We start from the raw sequence: 14,537 nt of genomic DNA, 5'->3' as shown, positions 1-14,537 counted from the left end.
CTAATTTTTCAAACTGATATCGTTTTCACGTAGTTAGTTTAACATGGTAAAAAGAGGTAAAACTATGTATTAGTGTCTAAATTCACATGATTGGATTGTACACGCTGCACAGTTTGTTTCTACGTTTCGAAAAAAGGCCGCTTTGCTAATCTCAAGCAATTGATTTTCTGAATGAGTCGCTTCATTTCGGGCACTCAAGCAATAATAGGAAAGAATTTGATACGAAAGCAAAACTTGAGCCAATGAAATTGAACTATCCAAAGAAAACTCACCTATTTCAACCGCACGTTTTAATTTGTAGCGTACCGTATTTCGATGCAAAGACAGACAAATGGCCGTTTGATTTATATTTTCATGTTGAAGTAAATAAGCATAAAGTGTCCCAAATAAATCGGCTTTATTCACCAAATCATATTCTAAGAGTCGTTTCAAAACTGGATGGGTATACTTTTGAAACGCTTGATCAATTGAAATATCTGGCAAAAGTGTATACAATTGAACCTCGTAAAATTCAACTAACACTTTATTGGGTAAGAGAAAATCAGCAAGTTCGACACATTTGTATGCCTCTTGATAAGAATCGCTTGTGAGCATTAAATTTGAAAATGATGAACTAACCCCTATATTCAAATCGTAAGTCTTCGCAAACTCAATCAGTCGCCCACGATGCTCTGTATATTGTTCTTCTGCGTAAAGAAACACAAGCTTGTCTTCAAAATAAGCCGAAAATTGTGCATGCAACGTTGCTTGCAATCGTTTTTGAATTTCTTTCCACGGATCTGGATAATTGCGATCAGTAAATTTTTGATGTGATAAATCGCAAACCAGAACACGCCAATAGTCCATTTTGATTAATGTTTTATCCTCTAATCTATCCGCAAGCTCGCCATTTGAGTGAATCATTCCAGCTAACAAATCTAAAAAAACGAGCTCTGAATTTTTTGAAGACCATCTCCTCGAATTTTTTCCACCTAATCGTTCGACTAACATCTTTCCAAGAATCTCAAACAACTCTTGATCCAGTTCCGATAATGAATGCTGCGAATCTAACATAATAAGATACCCAATTTGCGTTTCTTGACTTTTTAACGTCATGACTAACTTTGTGTCCTTGCAAACGTGGCAAGGAAAAAAATACGAGTTTTCTTGGGTATCAGGTACAGGCTCTAACTGTTTGGCTTTTAACACGTATTCGAACGAGCAAAAGCCTTGTGCAACGTAATTTTTCCAATAAGCATCAGATATCAAATGCTCATCTGAATGAGCTAAAATTTTGTAGGAAACATCCAATATAATCAGGGGATTGTTCAAAATTCGTGAACTATGCGACAAAAACTCTTCAACGGAATGACTACTCACGTACAAATCCAATAGGGCAGCTTTTTTTTGAATGAGCTCTTCCATGGTGACCTTCCTCTCCACTTTTCCTTATAGTTCATTATATCACAATCAATTAGATAACGTATCCCTGCTAATTTCAATGTTACCAATCATTTAAACGAAGGCTCTGTCTTTCCAAATGGAATGACAGAGCCTTTATCAGTTCTATTACTTTCCTGTTACGAGAACAATTTTTCCCACTGCATGGTGCGTTTCACTTAATTCATGTGCAGCAAAAACACCTGCTTGGGTTAATGGAAATTCAGCACCAATGACACTAACCAATTTCTTTTCAGCCATTAAGTTAACCAAAATCGCTAATTGTTGCCCATTGGGTTCTAACCAAATTGCTTTAGCTTCAATTTGTTTTTCTTGCGCAAGTTCTGGATTTTCAATGGATACAATACTAATGAGTCGTCCATGAGGTTTCAAAACGCTTAAACTTTTTCGTTGAACTTCTCCTCCCATGGTATCAATGACTAAGTCGATTTCATTTAGTGTCGTCTCAAAATCAGTCGTGTGATAATCAATGACTTCATCTGCTCCTAAGCGTTTCAGTAGTTCATGATTTTTTTGGCTGGCTGTCGTATAAACATACGCACCTGCATTTTTAGCTAATTGAATTGCATAACTTCCTACGCCACCAGCACCCGCATGAATCAGAACTTTTTGACCACTTTCTAATTTTCCATGAGTAAACAACGCTTGATACGCAGTCAATCCAGCTAGAGGTAAGGCACCTGCGTCCTTAAATGAAATCTCTTCAGGTAATGCTGCTAAAAGGTGGTCATCTACAATCGTATACTCTGCATAGGTTCCAAAACGAGTCGTATCAGGTCTCGCTACGATACGATCGCCTATTTTCCAGTCAGCAACATCTGCCCCAACTTCCTCGATAACACCGGCAACATCCCAACCTAAAATAATTGGAAACTCCCAAGGCATCATTTGTTTCAAATAACCTTCCCTTAACTTCCAGTCAATAGGATTCACTGAGGTAGCCTTAACTTTTACCAATACCTGATGTGCTTGTAACTCTGGTAGTAACACATCTTCTTCAACTAAATTCTCTTTGCCACCATATTGATTGATGACAATTGCTTTTGTACTTGTCACGTCTTTTCCTTCCTTTCAAAAATATTATATTGCTTTCAAAATTACTTCAATATTCCCTCTTGTTGCTCGGGAATAAGGACATGTTTGATGAGCAAGTTCCAGTAATTTTTGGCTTTCTTCTAATGAAATTCCTTCAATGTGTCCTTCAATTTCAACACCTAATTGTACATCTGGTAAATCAGTTTGGCTTAAATTATAGACAGAAACCGTTAACTCAATGGTTGATTTTCCGTCTACTTGCGCTTGTTGTTTTACATAATCTAAAGCACTATTGAAACAAGCACTATAGCCAGCAGCAAATAGTTGTTCAGGATTGGTGGCACCTTCAACGCGTCGACCAGGAGGAACAATTGCCATTTGGAAACTATGATCTGGAGAATGAACCTCTCCGTTACGTCCGCCAGTATTAATCATTTTTGTTGAATAAATTTTTTTGAGGAATTTCAGGTTGTCCGCAATGGCTTTTTATTATAGCTTAAGGGATTTGCGGGACTATGCGCTTTTGCGCTGAACCGTGTGTACTTTTATTCTGCCATAAACACCCCCTACATCATAGACACTTGCTCCATTATCATTCCCAAAGCGAATCGCTCTATCAAGTGCCATAATAGTCGCAATCGTACCATCAATCTTATGAAGAAATGTTTGAAGTTGATCGCCTAGATCTTTTTGATGAATCATCTCCTGACATTCCACGTCCCAAACCACAACATTTAATAGCTAACTTATGTAATCAGCAATAAAAGGGATATTTCGACTTAATCTTTGATGTAACAATGATTGATTTTGCCGAAAAAAATATCGATATCTTCTCAACTCAAAACATAAAGATTCCACGATTTGAAAATTTGACTGTTTATGTTACAGATACTGCCGAACGTGCACCTTTCGCAAGAGCTTTAGTCGATAAGCTGGTTAACTTCTCTTTCGAGGGAGTTTTCACGGAAAACTATGACTTCTTTGCGGCAATCTTTGAATATCTGATTTAAGACTACAACACGGTCGATTGTGGTAAATATGCAGAATATTATACACCTCATGGAATCGCTACAATAATGGCTCGACTTCTCGTTGGAGATAACCCCGATTTGCATAATATCAAATGTTATGACCCTTCTGCATGTACTGGAACACTCTTGATGGCCCTGAGTCACCAAATCGGTGAACATAAATCTACAATCTTCGCTCAGGATATTTCTCAGCGTTCAAATAAAATGTTGAAGTTGTATTTGATCCTGAATGGTTTTGTTGCATCTTTAGATCATGCCATTCAAGGGGACATTATTCCTTGAATAATGGGTTTAAAAAGGAAATTTGTTATCTGAAAAAGCACACAGAAGCCATCATAAACTCCTTAAAATATCCCTATTCAAACGGAAAATTGGAGGGAAAGAATAACCTCCTCAAAGTAATCAAAAGAATTGCTTTTGGATTTCGGACTTTTCGTCATCTCCGGATGCGTGTCCTGATTCAACAGAACATATGTGAAATCATTTAATAACGCAAAAAAGGAAATGCCGAAGCATTTCCTAACATACGATTTGAGCAAAATAACAGCAATTGACAAAGAGTCAAGTTTCAGCTCTCTAAAAGATACCAAATACCGCCACTTCAAGAAATTTCTGGCCTCTATTTCTCAACTCTTGTCAGCAGTCCTACACTCTCAACGTGGCTTTAGAGGACAGAATGAATGTCATTTGAGTATGTTCGTTCTCGGAAACATATCCACTGCGTTTTTAGCACTATCGGTAGACGGGAACATATCCATTCATGATAAAAAATAACGTGTCTAATTGCATAATCATGATTGAGTAGAGTTGTCAAAAGAATAAACATAACATATTTCAGTAAGTTTTTTTCCTGCAATTTCAATAATGCATTCATCGTCTTCATTGCATCGCCACTTATTCTTCCGGCTGAATCAATACTACCCCCTGCTCTGAGATGACAATAATGATATCACCTGAAGCTGGTATCCCCTTGTTGGAATTATATCTTTCAAAAAATTTGACAAAACTTATCATCTAGTACAATTTCCATGCCTAAAACCACAATATTAATATCCCTCGACTACTATAACTTCACCTTCTTCAGCAGTTGGGGGTTGAAAATGATCATAATAAGTGGAAGCTGTTTGCTCCGTCAATATGATATCATTTTGATGATTTCCGTTTCTTTTTCGAATACGTTCCATAACAACTTCCTTAGGTGTCTTTATATAATAGATTTTGGGTTCTATGTCGTATTTCTTTAATAATGAAATATATTCATTTCTCATTTCTCTAGACCAAAATGAATAATCGAGAACAATATCAATGTTTTGCATGATAAGTGAAATTAGTTTTTCATCAAGATAGGTTTTAATATCTTCTAAAACCTCCTGAGGTAAAGGATGTTCATTCAAACCTCGTTTGAATGATTCTTCATCATAAGATAGTATTGTCATCCCAGTACTTTCAAATTTTTTTGCTAGTGTTGTTTTACCTGCTCCCGCAGGGCCGCACATTAAAATAACTTTACTTTTCGACAAGTTATCTACTGTATTTTTCATTGATATAACCTCCTATAACAAACCAAGAAAACATGACACTCTCCTTAAGCATTATTACTATTCGCTCTTTTCATGATTTCCTGTACTATTAATGTTTTAGCATTCGCATAGTGCTGGACATGCCTCCATTTATTCTTTGCCAAGCTTCGTTTGACTTGTGCATATTTGTCCCGATCAGTATCATTAGTCCGCAACCAATCACGGAAGCGTAACATTCTATCAATCTCTGATGTGCCCAAACTGAACACGTGCAGATTAATATCGGTATCCGGTCCTTTAAACAAACGATGCTCAAACCAGTCAGGTTCTCGAATCTGTAGCACATATCCAGCCGCTTCCAACACTGGAACGTAGGATGACTCATCAGCAGAATCCTTAACAACCAACAGTATCTGGTTTCAAGACATAAGACACATAATTTACTGGCTCTTCTCTTTCCGATCTCACCAAATATCCTTCATCTTCCGGTTCATCAGACACAACCTGTGCATTTTCCTTGGCATATTCAATTACCAGTTCTATTCCTTCCTTATTTTTCATAACTAAACTACACCATCAGTCCAGTTTCTTTCAGCACATACTGCTGAATTTCATTATAAGTTGCTTTCATCTCTTCACTTGTCGCATCGAACTCATCTAAATCCAAGTTTACCTCAATCTTATCACTAGGTTTTTGTTGGGACAAAAGAACAATTGTCTTAACATGTTTTGAGACAAGTTCATAGCTGTCAAGAAATATTGGCTCAAATGCTTTTATCGAAAATTCCCTCTGTGGAAACATATCCACAGAGGGAATTCGTATGTGAGAACATATCAGTCAAAGTATGGTTTTATTACATAGCTCCTCTAATACAGTTATTAGGAAAAAATGCTTCCCAAACACTATCTCCCATATAAACTTAAGTGGTTCGTTACTTAAATATTTTTGACCTGAGATTTTAATACTTCATAACCTAATTTGTCGATAACATGTTCAATGTCTTTTATAGATACTTTTTCATCGTCAAATTCCACCCTCACCTTGCTTGAATTAAATAGTACTTTTAAACTCTCTTTACTTACCCCGTCCAAAGATTTCACACCATTCTCTATTTTTTGCATACAAGACGGACATGTTAATGTTTCTAATTGAATCGTTGCTTTTTGCATTTTCTTCTCTCCTTTAGTTTATATCGATTTTATTATACTCAATTATTATCATCATTAAATTGATTTGCATCAACAGCCTAATTTGTTGTTTATTTTCATAGTTTGTAGCGTAGCAACCTCATACCATTTAAAATGACCACTAATATGCTTGCTTCGTGTACTAACATTCCGATTGACATATTCATCCAGTCACTAAAAAATACGCTAGCTAGCAGGACTAATACAACTCCAACTGCAATAAAAATATTTTGTCGCATGTTATTAGCTGTCGCTTTTGTTAAACCTAGTGCATGTGGCAAGAGACTAAAATCTGAATTCATTAAAACAACATCTGACGTTTCTATGGCTACATCTGTTCCGCCTCCCATGGCAATTCCAATTTGTGCTAGAGCTAGTGAAGGACTATCATTTACTCCGTCCCCAACAAATGCAACAATTTGACCTCTTTCTTGCAGTACTTTTATATATGCTGATTTATCTTCCGGCAACATGTGCCCGCGGGCCTCTGTAAAACCTAGTTCACGCGCCACTAAATCAACAGTTCCTTGATTATCACCTGAAATAACGACTAGATTTTTAACACCAAGTTTTTTCAACTTCTGAAGATTTTCTTTTACACCTGGACGAATTTGATCACGAATTCCTAACAATACCTTTAATTCACCATCAACTGATGTTAAAACTAATGAATTTCCATTTTCCTCAAATCTAGCAATATCTGCGTGAACCTTCTCACTTAAATGTACATTTTCTTTCTTCATCAGTGCAACATTTCCGATCGCAACTCTATGGCCTTCTACATGTGCTACAATTCCTCCGCCTTTTACAACCTCTGTTTTTTCAACTCTAAATGGTTCTATATCTCCAATATATTCCACAACTGCTTTTGCTAATGGATGATTGGATTCCTTTTCAACACTTGACAGATAAGCGAATACGTCATCTACATTATCTGCATAAATTTCTTTATCAGCTACTCTAGGATTTCCTATTGTCAATGTTCCCGTTTTGTCAAATACCATGGTATCTAGTTTGCTAAAATCATTAATAACCTCGCTACCTTTTAGAAGAATACCATGACGTGCTCCATTACCAATACCCGCAACATTTGAAACGGGAACACCGATTACTAATGCTCCTGGGCATCCTAAAACTAATATCGTAATTGCCAGTTGAATATCCCTTGAAATGAGCCATACAATAAAAGAGAGAACTAAAACAGCCGGTGTATAATATTTAGAGAATCTATCTATAAAGCGTTCTGCCTCTGATTTTGAATCCTGCGCTTCTTCCACTAACTCAATGATTTTACCAAAAGTAGTGTCTTCACCTACACGGTCAGCAGTGATTTGCAGTGTTCCATTTTCTAAAATTGTTCCCGCATATACTCCTGAATCTTTCTTTTTGCTTACTGGAACGGCTTCCCCTGTGATACTTGCTTCATTAATGTGCCCTTCTCCTGTTAAAACTGTCCCGTCAACAGGAATTTTTGCACCCGTTTTAACAAGTAAAATATCACCTACATCAACCTCTTCTATTGCGACTTCTTCAAATTCACCATTTTTCAGTTGCTTTAGAGCAACTTCAGGCGCCATTTCAGTTAATTCTTTTATGGCAGAACGTGTTTTATTCAGTGTTCTTTGTTCTAGATAAGCTCCAAATAGAAATAAAAAAGTAACAATTGCTGACTCCTCATAATTTCTAATTAGAAACGCGCCAATGACTGCAATGGTCACTAACACATCAATACTGACTACTTTAACTCTGAGTGCTTGATACGCTTGGATGGCAATCGGTATAACTCCTAAAACAGAGGCAATTATTAGTGACCATATGGCTATAGGTTCGTTTTGAAATCCTAATTTACTAACATATGCAATTATTATTAAAATTGCACTTACTATTGTAATATGATTCTTTCTTCCTAAAATTAATTTTTGCATATACATACTCCTTCCTATTATGATTTTTATTAATTGTATCACTTGTTTCTTTTATGATTCATATGCTTTATCTAATTCTGCTAACATGTTATAGACTGCTTCATAGCTTTCACAAACATCATCTGGAACTGTATAATTGTCTGTAATTTCACGTAACTTTACAAATTCATCTACTAAGTCAGGTTTTTCCACTCCTGCATCTTTTACTTTTTTTGCAAGCTTTTCATATACTTCACGAACTTGGTGAAATTCTGGATGATTGCCGCCATGAACTCGTGCTACAAGTGGTACATACTGTGCTAATGTTTTTAAATGTGTTTCCTTGACTTGATTAAAATCTAATTTTTTTGACATGTTTTTTCCTTCTTTCTTTTTTCTTTGGGTTGATTACATTATATAAGGGATTAAAAGGTATTAACTTGATCTACATCAAGTTTGTTCTTTTTACGCAGAAAAATAGAACAGTTGGCATTTTTAACTTAATGCCAACTGTTCTATTTTTATTTTAAGATTATCTGCTATATCAGCAACAAACCATCTAAATCTAAAATCTCAATCCTTCTGTTTCTTTTTTGCTTTATATAACCTGCATCTTCAAAATCAGCCAACGTTCTACTTATCGTTTCTGGTGTCGTTCCTAAATAAGAGGCTAAATCCTTTTTACTCATCGGTAATTCAATTTCTACTGGACTATCTCCGCCATCTGTACACTCTGCAAGAAACAACGATAATCTAGCCTCCACTTTCTCGGTGACAAATCTAGTTGTTTGTTTTTCTGATGTTTCTAGTCGGTTAGAAAACTCAGCTAAGATCTTCAAAGATATCGTAGGGTACTTTAATAAAAATTCTTGTAAGTCATTTTTACTAATCATACATACATCGGTATCAATCATTGCTTCTGCATACGCTTCATGGATTGATTCACGAAACAAAGCTAATTCTCCTGTAAAATCTCCTGGATTTAAAATTCTCAATAATTGCTCTTTTCCAGACTCAGATAAACGGTAGATTCTAATTTTACCCTTACTTACAACATATAAAACATTAGATGTATCTCCTTCTCGATAAAGCACTTCACCTTTTTTATATGAAATTGACTTCATGACTTTCATAATTTCTTCCATCTGCGCTGCTTCTAGATGATTAAAGATTGGTACAACACTAATACATGAAGCCTGTGAATCTGACTCATATCTGTGATGATGAATGTGTGAGGAAGTATTATGAGAATTTTTCCTGATATCTTGTTTGGAATCCTTTTTCGACATTCAGATACCCCTTTCATAACTTATTTTGGGACTTGTTTATTTATTTCCAAGTATATAATCAAAACAAGTCGTAGAATAATCAAGTGTAAGAAACTTACCGTTCTTCTTTAATAAACTTTCTATTAAATCTGCTATCTCTGCAAGTTTTTCATCTGTACTCATATTATTGAATGATGCTTGTCGGTTTGATATCTCAATAAACTTTTGATTGATTGAATCATCTATATCAACAGTTTACTAATATCATGTTTATGATAATCTGATTTAATAAAACCTTTATTTCTGATACTTCTATCTAACAAATATCTTATTGCAAATAAAAGATTTGTTTTTCCCGAATCGTTCATCCCGAATATCACATTTTTATTTGATAAGTCAATTTCAATAGAACTAAAATTACGAAAGTTTTCAATTACTAACTTTTTAAATTCCATAGTTACTCTCCAGCAAATTCTTATTATTCAGTTTAACTAACCGTTCCCGACCTAACTTCAACATCTCCTCCTCGACCTTACTCCATTCTCCGAAGAGGCAGTCTTGAAGAACTTCTGCTGCGGAATCTTTATCAGTTTCAGAATCATAGATACAAGCCCTATCTCTTTGGTAAATTTGAATTTGTTCAAAGAGTTTCTCACTTTCTAACTCCCTCAAGTTATCAACCAAGTTCTCAACAATCCCATCGTGTTGTTCTTTTGGTGTTGCTCTGGCCTGATTGGGATCGATGGCATAAAGTTCTTCGTAACGAATCAAGGTGCTGAGATAAGAAAGCTCTGGTTTGGTACCAATTACAGCTAAAGAAACTTGGTAACCTTTAGAAGCTAATAATTGAGCAGTCTGACGAGGAACTTGAGTGGTACGCAAAGTCCCTTCAATCAGCAAATGATAGCCTTGCGTGCTGAGTTCATCAACCAACTGTTCTACCATTTTTCCTGCAAATCCCTTGGTATAGTCCACGCTGTCCTTGCCATACTTTTCTTGCAGGGCTAAGTAATTGGGATGCTGAGAACGGTAGCTGTCACCATCGATGATAATGATATTACCTTGAAATTCCTTCTGCTTGATACGATGTATCGTTGTCTTACCTGCCCCGCTTTGTCCACCAAGCAAGATAGCTTTCGGTTGACCCGGAATCGTCTTTCCTCGGGTTAAGGCCCGAATGGTTCGCTGCAAGGCCTTCTGAAACTCTTCCTCACTAAATTCTTCCAATCTCATTAAGCCACCACCCGATGATGCACCATGTCTAACATTCGCTCTATACCGTCTAAATAGCCATTGTAACGCTCAATTTCATCGAAGGTGTCAACTAAATAAATTTGCGTATTGATTAATTCAGCCAAATCATCACTCATGAGAATCCAAGGGTTGGCTTCATCATCAAAAGCAATATCCTGACTATCTTGATATCGATAGAGCTGCGATAAAATGGCTGCTCCACGTTCTTTTATCACTTCTACTTTTAAAGTCAGTTGATAATCTTCAACAGGTGTTAACATCTTGTCCTCCCCTACAATATCGATATAAGAGACATTAAATTTCTGACAAATACGGTCGATAAGCTCTGTTGAAACCGTACTGGTCCCATTTTCATAACGACTCAGGCTATTGCGTGAAATCCCGACCATTTTCGCAAATTCTGGTTGTGTTAAATCGTGTGTATGGCGTAGTGATTTGATATTGTCTCCAATCATAGATAAAGACCTCCTCATATTTAATTTCATTATACCATAAAAAACGGATAACGCACCAAATATGGTGCGTTATCCGTTTTTAGGTTTCTTCGATTGCTTAAACTGCTCTATTCGCTTCTCAAACTGCTCAGTATTCAGTTTATTTTTCGCTTCCTGGATTGACTTATCAAGACTTTGTTCCTCATCGGTTATAACGCTTTGAGATATTTCAACTCTCCTATCAGGCTTGAAATCTGGATCAAAAAACACATCTAGGAGTTTCTCTACTTTAGTTAGTTCAATATCTGACATCTCCGACAGTCGATGAATCAGTCGTTTAAATTGATCCTGGTTCTGTTTTTCTTTTGAAAGAATGGATAGCCTATCCACTCCTTACGTTGATTCCAAACTCCACTATATGCAAAGCCTGCTGTTTTTTTCAAACTTTATATTTATTATTTTCAACAAAGGCAATAATTCATCTTTACAAGCATAATCTCCCATAGATACCATATCAATCAACAGCTTTTTGAATTGTTGTTCATTCAAATCATATTCCTCCGTTTCCTACCCTCAAACATATTTTTATGACTCAGAATCTATTTCCTTAACCGCAGAAAGCAATTTCTTCTCGTTTTCAAGAGCACTCTTTATTAAGGATTTCGTAGCATTTTTTAAGCTTTCTTCGTAATCATCCTGGGTAAGTTTTGCAGATTTATAGTAAAGTCTTTTATACCGATATTCATCTACCTTCTTTTTGGAGGCTTCAATTAATAGATTGCTCCTCTTAGTTAATTCATCAGTAAGGTTCCACCCACCAAGTTCAAAATGGATGATCAACTTATCCTCATACTTTTCAAACCAATAATAGTAAACCCAGTTTGTACCCCATGAACTATTTGTAGTTTCTAATGCCGGAAGATATTCGTCCATTGCTTTTGTGAAAAACTGCCACTTATTCTCATCCTTAAAAATAATCTGCCCATTATCATTAAGTTCTCTAAGTGTCTCACAGATAATTTCATGCTCTATAGAGTTATTAATATTAACATTTTCAAAAATTAACCGTAGTGCTGTTCTGTGCTTGTTATAAATCTCATTACAAATTCCAATTAACTTCTCATCTTTTTCTTTCATAATGTTCTTCCTCACTATATCAATATAATTCTGTATCACTAGCGAAACCTCATCACGAAGATTTATCCCTTTTATAGAATTTTTTAAGGATTCGATTATTTCCCCATATGAGAATGCTATCCAATTATCTGGGTCACTTGCTTCTCTCCCATAAGGAGTAAGAAATACATACAAAATATTATAATCTTTATACTCTGTTTTACTTTTCTCTAAATAATCATTTAACTGATGAGACGATTCGCTCGACCAAATCTTGTTCTCGATAATAACTGCTGTCTTTTCTTCGCGAGATACAAGAACAATATCCATGTGATTTGATTCCCTATATACCTGATAAGTATAAAAATCCTGCAGTAGCAAATCAAATGCATTATGTTTATTATGGTCACACTTACTAACAACCTTAGTGACAAAAGACTTGATAAAAGAATCCCCCAAACCATGATTCTCATTTGGATCGAAAATCCATGCCAAAATATTACTATGGCGAATTTCCATATTGGTAATTCTTAATACATCAAATAGGTTAAAATCATCAGTCCATTCATCTAATTGTTTTAGACATTCAATGTCTAATAAGAAATCCTTCAATGCCTTCTCTTCATTATTTGTCATTTTGTTCCTCCAAATATATCTTTTGCATTATAAAGAAATCGTGCAGCATTGCTTGGTCTTAGATTCCAATATTTAGAAAGCAAATCTTTGATTTTATCTTCTTTTATCTTTGCCTCGAACAAAGCTGCTGCAGCCTTAACAATATTTTCTTCCTATACAATAGTAGCCTCTTCATCTATCATTTCCTGTCTTACTGCGCTATTATGAGCCTGAAACTCTTCCAAAAAATTAGCCATGATATCTTCTCCTATATTTTCGTTTGTTTTTTCTTTCCGTAGTTCTTTGGGAAGTAATCCTTTCCAAGCTGCCAGACATACTGGTCGATTTGCTTCAAGTTATATTTATCTAAGCCATAGAAGGCACGGAAATCTATCAGTATACCTTTGAATTTAACATAGTCTTTCAAATCGCCATCTTGAAAATCTGAGAAGTTATCACGATTTCTAAAATACCGAAGTACCTCATCGACGTAACTATCATAAATCGGATAATCGAGTGGATTGTGATGGCTACAATACTTTGAGGCAAAGGAGTAAAAATTCTTCTCTGTATCACCGATAGTTACATATTGGATATCTCTAACCAGGGTAACATCACCGGCCATAAGCCTCACATCAATATCCAGACCGCATATATGCTTGGCCACTGGATAGATTGAGAAAATGTTAGTACTATAAAAATCATTAAGCGTTGAAGCCTTTAATAAAACATCGATGACGTCTGTATTCTTCGGGCATAGCTCAAAGAACAGTTTATTAAGTGCATCCTCTTGCAGGTGGTAGTTCTCAAGGCCGTCCCACTTTGTAAGATAAATCTCAACCTGGTCGACTGATGGATTAGGAACGTCAATGTCCATTTTCTTTTTACGAGTATATGCACGGTAAGCATACTTTTCCTGCGTAGGCGCAGATGGCTCGACAATTCCATCAGAAGCTAAGAATAGGCGGAACCTTCTTAGATGAGACAAGTAACTATTAACAAGTGATTTAGCGTTACCAGTCGAGTTATCAGAAAGAGCCTTTATTAACTTGTCTTTTGCTGAATTCTCAAAATCATTATTAGTCACTGCATTCCAGAAAATGTCTTTGCTTCCTTTCCTCCAAAGGTAGAAGGTATCCGTGTAAGCAGTATTAATTGTTAATTGTGAAATGTTTTGGCTATGTAGAAAGTTCTTATATAATGCACGCAGCTAATCATACGGTAGAGCTTTCATTTTATTAATATCCAAAGTCAAACCTCCTTTACTCAATACTGTTTAATCTTTCAAGCCACTTCAATATGCAGCCACTTTTAAAGAAATCTAGTAATGCACCATCGCAAAAGCGTTCTGCTCTAACAGCACCCATAATAAGCGCAAGCACACACTGTGCATTCAAACTTGAAAGGTTCTATAATATTTGGTGTTGTTACTCAGACTGAGTAGTGACGCCAAATATTTTTTTATAACAAAAAGACATCTGGTTGTCCTATAATTAAATCGGCAAAAAAAAATCATAGGAGGATAACCAAATGTCCATAACTAAGAATATCAAATGTACGGATGAAAAGACAAGTCATTCTATCAAACAAATCTTGAATATCAAAGATTCCCATATTACCTTTTCGAAAGATGCCATTAGTAAAGAGCGCGTTCATGGCCGTATGGCCAATGTATTTACCGGCTTATTAACCGGAGAAGCGCATCGTTGCGAATGTTGTGGATTTGATTCTA

21 protein-coding genes and 3 pseudogenes are annotated in these 14,537 nt (G+C 35.8%); 4 read left to right on the top strand and 20 right to left on the bottom strand.

Annotated features, from left to right (window positions below; genetic code table 11):
- Positions 1–69: 69 nt before the first annotated feature.
- The 4 genes from ACFSR0_RS04870 to ACFSR0_RS04855 form a co-directional block, all read right to left on the bottom strand.
- Entirely contained in the window at positions 70–1,404 is a 1,335-nt protein-coding gene (locus ACFSR0_RS04870; protein ID WP_379980464.1) for a PucR family transcriptional regulator, read from the bottom strand.
- 144 nt (positions 1,405–1,548) lie between these two features.
- Entirely contained in the window at positions 1,549–2,496 is a 948-nt protein-coding gene (locus tag ACFSR0_RS04865) for an NADP-dependent oxidoreductase (protein WP_379980462.1), read from the bottom strand.
- Positions 2,497–2,520: 24 nt separating this feature from the next.
- Positions 2,521–2,943, bottom strand: coding sequence for an organic hydroperoxide resistance protein (locus tag ACFSR0_RS04860; protein WP_379980518.1), 423 nt, complete (start codon positions 2,941–2,943; stop codon positions 2,521–2,523).
- A gap of 45 nt (positions 2,944–2,988) precedes the next feature.
- On the bottom strand, positions 2,989–3,177 hold the full coding sequence (locus ACFSR0_RS04855; RefSeq protein WP_379980524.1) for a hypothetical protein: 189 nt from the start codon (positions 3,175–3,177) through the stop codon (positions 2,989–2,991).
- Positions 3,178–3,272: 95 nt separating this feature from the next.
- On the opposite strand from ACFSR0_RS04855, the gene ACFSR0_RS04850 reads away from it, so the two are divergent.
- The 3 genes and pseudogenes from ACFSR0_RS04850 to ACFSR0_RS04840 form a co-directional block, all read left to right on the top strand.
- Positions 3,273–3,485, top strand: a complete 213-nt coding sequence (locus ACFSR0_RS04850) for a hypothetical protein (RefSeq protein WP_379980460.1) — start codon at positions 3,273–3,275, stop codon at positions 3,483–3,485.
- A gap of 33 nt (positions 3,486–3,518) precedes the next feature.
- A pseudogene (locus tag ACFSR0_RS04845) lies at positions 3,519–3,788 on the top strand (N-6 DNA methylase); the annotation flags it as partial.
- Positions 3,782–3,994 (top strand): annotated as a pseudogene (locus ACFSR0_RS04840) (transposase); the annotation flags it as partial. The pseudogenes ACFSR0_RS04845 and ACFSR0_RS04840, both read left to right, overlap by 7 nt.
- 558 nt (positions 3,995–4,552) lie before the next feature.
- Here ACFSR0_RS04840 and ACFSR0_RS04835 read toward each other — a convergent pair.
- The 16 genes from ACFSR0_RS04835 to ACFSR0_RS04760 all read right to left on the bottom strand — a co-directional run bounded on the left by ACFSR0_RS04835 (position 4,553) and on the right by ACFSR0_RS04760 (position 14,202).
- Positions 4,553–5,047, bottom strand: a complete 495-nt coding sequence (locus tag ACFSR0_RS04835) for an AAA family ATPase (RefSeq protein WP_379980458.1) — start codon at positions 5,045–5,047, stop codon at positions 4,553–4,555.
- Between the two features lie 44 nt (positions 5,048–5,091).
- The gene (locus tag ACFSR0_RS04830; protein ID WP_379980456.1) at positions 5,092–5,391 is read right to left on the bottom strand and encodes a GrpB family protein; all 300 of its coding nucleotides are present in this window, start codon (positions 5,389–5,391) and stop codon (positions 5,092–5,094) included.
- A 31-nt stretch (positions 5,392–5,422) separates the two neighbouring features.
- Positions 5,423–5,587, bottom strand: a complete 165-nt coding sequence (locus ACFSR0_RS04825) for a hypothetical protein (protein WP_379980454.1) — start codon at positions 5,585–5,587, stop codon at positions 5,423–5,425.
- A gap of 7 nt (positions 5,588–5,594) precedes the next feature.
- Positions 5,595–5,834 carry a hypothetical protein gene (locus ACFSR0_RS04820; protein WP_379980452.1) on the bottom strand — a complete coding sequence of 80 codons (240 nt, stop codon included), beginning with the start codon at positions 5,832–5,834 and terminating at the stop codon, positions 5,595–5,597.
- A 128-nt stretch (positions 5,835–5,962) separates the two neighbouring features.
- Positions 5,963–6,196: a heavy-metal-associated domain-containing protein gene (locus ACFSR0_RS04815; protein ID WP_012658662.1), complete on the bottom strand. Its 234-nt coding sequence runs from the start codon at positions 6,194–6,196 to the stop codon at positions 5,963–5,965.
- Positions 6,197–6,291: 95 nt separating this feature from the next.
- The gene (locus ACFSR0_RS04810) at positions 6,292–8,139 is read right to left on the bottom strand and encodes a heavy metal translocating P-type ATPase (RefSeq protein ID WP_379980449.1); all 1,848 of its coding nucleotides are present in this window, start codon (positions 8,137–8,139) and stop codon (positions 6,292–6,294) included.
- Positions 8,140–8,190: 51 nt separating this feature from the next.
- Positions 8,191–8,493, bottom strand: a complete 303-nt coding sequence (locus tag ACFSR0_RS04805; protein WP_379980447.1) for an iron-sulfur cluster repair di-iron protein, ric — start codon at positions 8,491–8,493, stop codon at positions 8,191–8,193.
- A gap of 164 nt (positions 8,494–8,657) precedes the next feature.
- A complete protein-coding gene (locus tag ACFSR0_RS04800; RefSeq protein WP_379980445.1) occupies positions 8,658–9,407 on the bottom strand; it encodes a Crp/Fnr family transcriptional regulator in 750 nt (249 codons plus the stop codon).
- Between the two features lie 221 nt (positions 9,408–9,628).
- Complete coding sequence (locus tag ACFSR0_RS04795; RefSeq protein WP_016174968.1) at positions 9,629–9,841, bottom strand: AAA family ATPase; 213 nt, start codon at positions 9,839–9,841, stop codon at positions 9,629–9,631.
- Positions 9,831–10,619, bottom strand: coding sequence for a type II toxin-antitoxin system toxin PezT (pezT, locus tag ACFSR0_RS04790; RefSeq protein ID WP_379980442.1), 789 nt, complete (start codon positions 10,617–10,619; stop codon positions 9,831–9,833). The genes ACFSR0_RS04795 and pezT overlap by 11 nt, the downstream gene beginning before the upstream one ends.
- The gene (gene pezA, locus ACFSR0_RS04785; protein ID WP_379980440.1) at positions 10,619–11,095 is read right to left on the bottom strand and encodes a type II toxin-antitoxin system antitoxin PezA; all 477 of its coding nucleotides are present in this window, start codon (positions 11,093–11,095) and stop codon (positions 10,619–10,621) included. Before pezA ends, pezT begins: the two co-directional genes overlap by 1 nt.
- Positions 11,096–11,164: 69 nt before the next feature.
- On the bottom strand, positions 11,165–11,449 hold the full coding sequence (locus ACFSR0_RS04780) for a hypothetical protein (RefSeq protein ID WP_379980516.1): 285 nt from the start codon (positions 11,447–11,449) through the stop codon (positions 11,165–11,167).
- A 39-nt stretch (positions 11,450–11,488) separates the two neighbouring features.
- Entirely contained in the window at positions 11,489–11,623 is a 135-nt protein-coding gene (locus ACFSR0_RS04775) for a hypothetical protein (RefSeq protein WP_379980438.1), read from the bottom strand.
- Between the two features lie 36 nt (positions 11,624–11,659).
- Positions 11,660–12,826: a PDDEXK-like family protein gene (locus ACFSR0_RS04770; RefSeq protein WP_379980436.1), complete on the bottom strand. Its 1,167-nt coding sequence runs from the start codon at positions 12,824–12,826 to the stop codon at positions 11,660–11,662.
- Between the two features lie 247 nt (positions 12,827–13,073).
- The gene (locus ACFSR0_RS04765) at positions 13,074–13,892 is read right to left on the bottom strand and encodes a hypothetical protein (protein ID WP_379980434.1); all 819 of its coding nucleotides are present in this window, start codon (positions 13,890–13,892) and stop codon (positions 13,074–13,076) included.
- Between the two features lie 175 nt (positions 13,893–14,067).
- On the bottom strand, positions 14,068–14,202 hold the full coding sequence (locus tag ACFSR0_RS04760) for a DUF6508 domain-containing protein (protein ID WP_379980432.1): 135 nt from the start codon (positions 14,200–14,202) through the stop codon (positions 14,068–14,070).
- Positions 14,203–14,335: 133 nt separating this feature from the next.
- Between ACFSR0_RS04760 and ACFSR0_RS04755 the strand changes: the two are divergent.
- Positions 14,336–14,537 (top strand): annotated as a pseudogene (locus ACFSR0_RS04755) (ISL3 family transposase); the annotation flags it as partial.

This window comes from Enterococcus camelliae (assembly GCF_042685105.1).
Taxonomy (GTDB): Bacteria; Bacillota; Bacilli; order Lactobacillales; family Enterococcaceae; genus Enterococcus_G; species Enterococcus_G camelliae.
Note: the sequence above shows the minus strand (reverse complement) of the source record. Positions and strands in the feature narration are given on the sequence as shown.

Bases quoted from the DNA above. Each gene is read 5' to 3' on its own strand.
- ACFSR0_RS04870 (WP_379980464.1), bottom strand. From the start codon at position 1,404: ATGGAAGAGCTCATTCAAAAAAAAGCTGCCCTATTGGATTTGTACGTG.
- ACFSR0_RS04855 (WP_379980524.1), bottom strand. From the start codon at position 3,177: ATGATTCATCAAAAAGATCTAGGCGATCAACTTCAAACATTTCTTCAT.
- ACFSR0_RS04850 (WP_379980460.1), top strand. From the start codon at position 3,273: ATGATTGATTTTGCCGAAAAAAATATCGATATCTTCTCAACTCAAAAC.
- ACFSR0_RS04835 (WP_379980458.1), bottom strand. From the start codon at position 5,047: ATGAAAAATACAGTAGATAACTTGTCGAAAAGTAAAGTTATTTTAATG.
- ACFSR0_RS04825 (WP_379980454.1), bottom strand. From the start codon at position 5,587: ATGAAAAATAAGGAAGGAATAGAACTGGTAATTGAATATGCCAAGGAA.
- ACFSR0_RS04815 (WP_012658662.1), bottom strand. From the start codon at position 6,196: ATGCAAAAAGCAACGATTCAATTAGAAACATTAACATGTCCGTCTTGT.
- ACFSR0_RS04810 (WP_379980449.1), bottom strand. From the start codon at position 8,139: ATGCAAAAATTAATTTTAGGAAGAAAGAATCATATTACAATAGTAAGT.
- ACFSR0_RS04805 (WP_379980447.1), bottom strand. From the start codon at position 8,493: ATGTCAAAAAAATTAGATTTTAATCAAGTCAAGGAAACACATTTAAAA.
- ACFSR0_RS04800 (WP_379980445.1), bottom strand. From the start codon at position 9,407: ATGTCGAAAAAGGATTCCAAACAAGATATCAGGAAAAATTCTCATAAT.
- ACFSR0_RS04795 (WP_016174968.1), bottom strand. From the start codon at position 9,841: ATGGAATTTAAAAAGTTAGTAATTGAAAACTTTCGTAATTTTAGTTCT.
- pezT (WP_379980442.1), bottom strand. From the start codon at position 10,619: ATGAGATTGGAAGAATTTAGTGAGGAAGAGTTTCAGAAGGCCTTGCAG.
- pezA (WP_379980440.1), bottom strand. From the start codon at position 11,095: ATGATTGGAGACAATATCAAATCACTACGCCATACACACGATTTAACA.
- ACFSR0_RS04770 (WP_379980436.1), bottom strand. From the start codon at position 12,826: ATGACAAATAATGAAGAGAAGGCATTGAAGGATTTCTTATTAGACATT.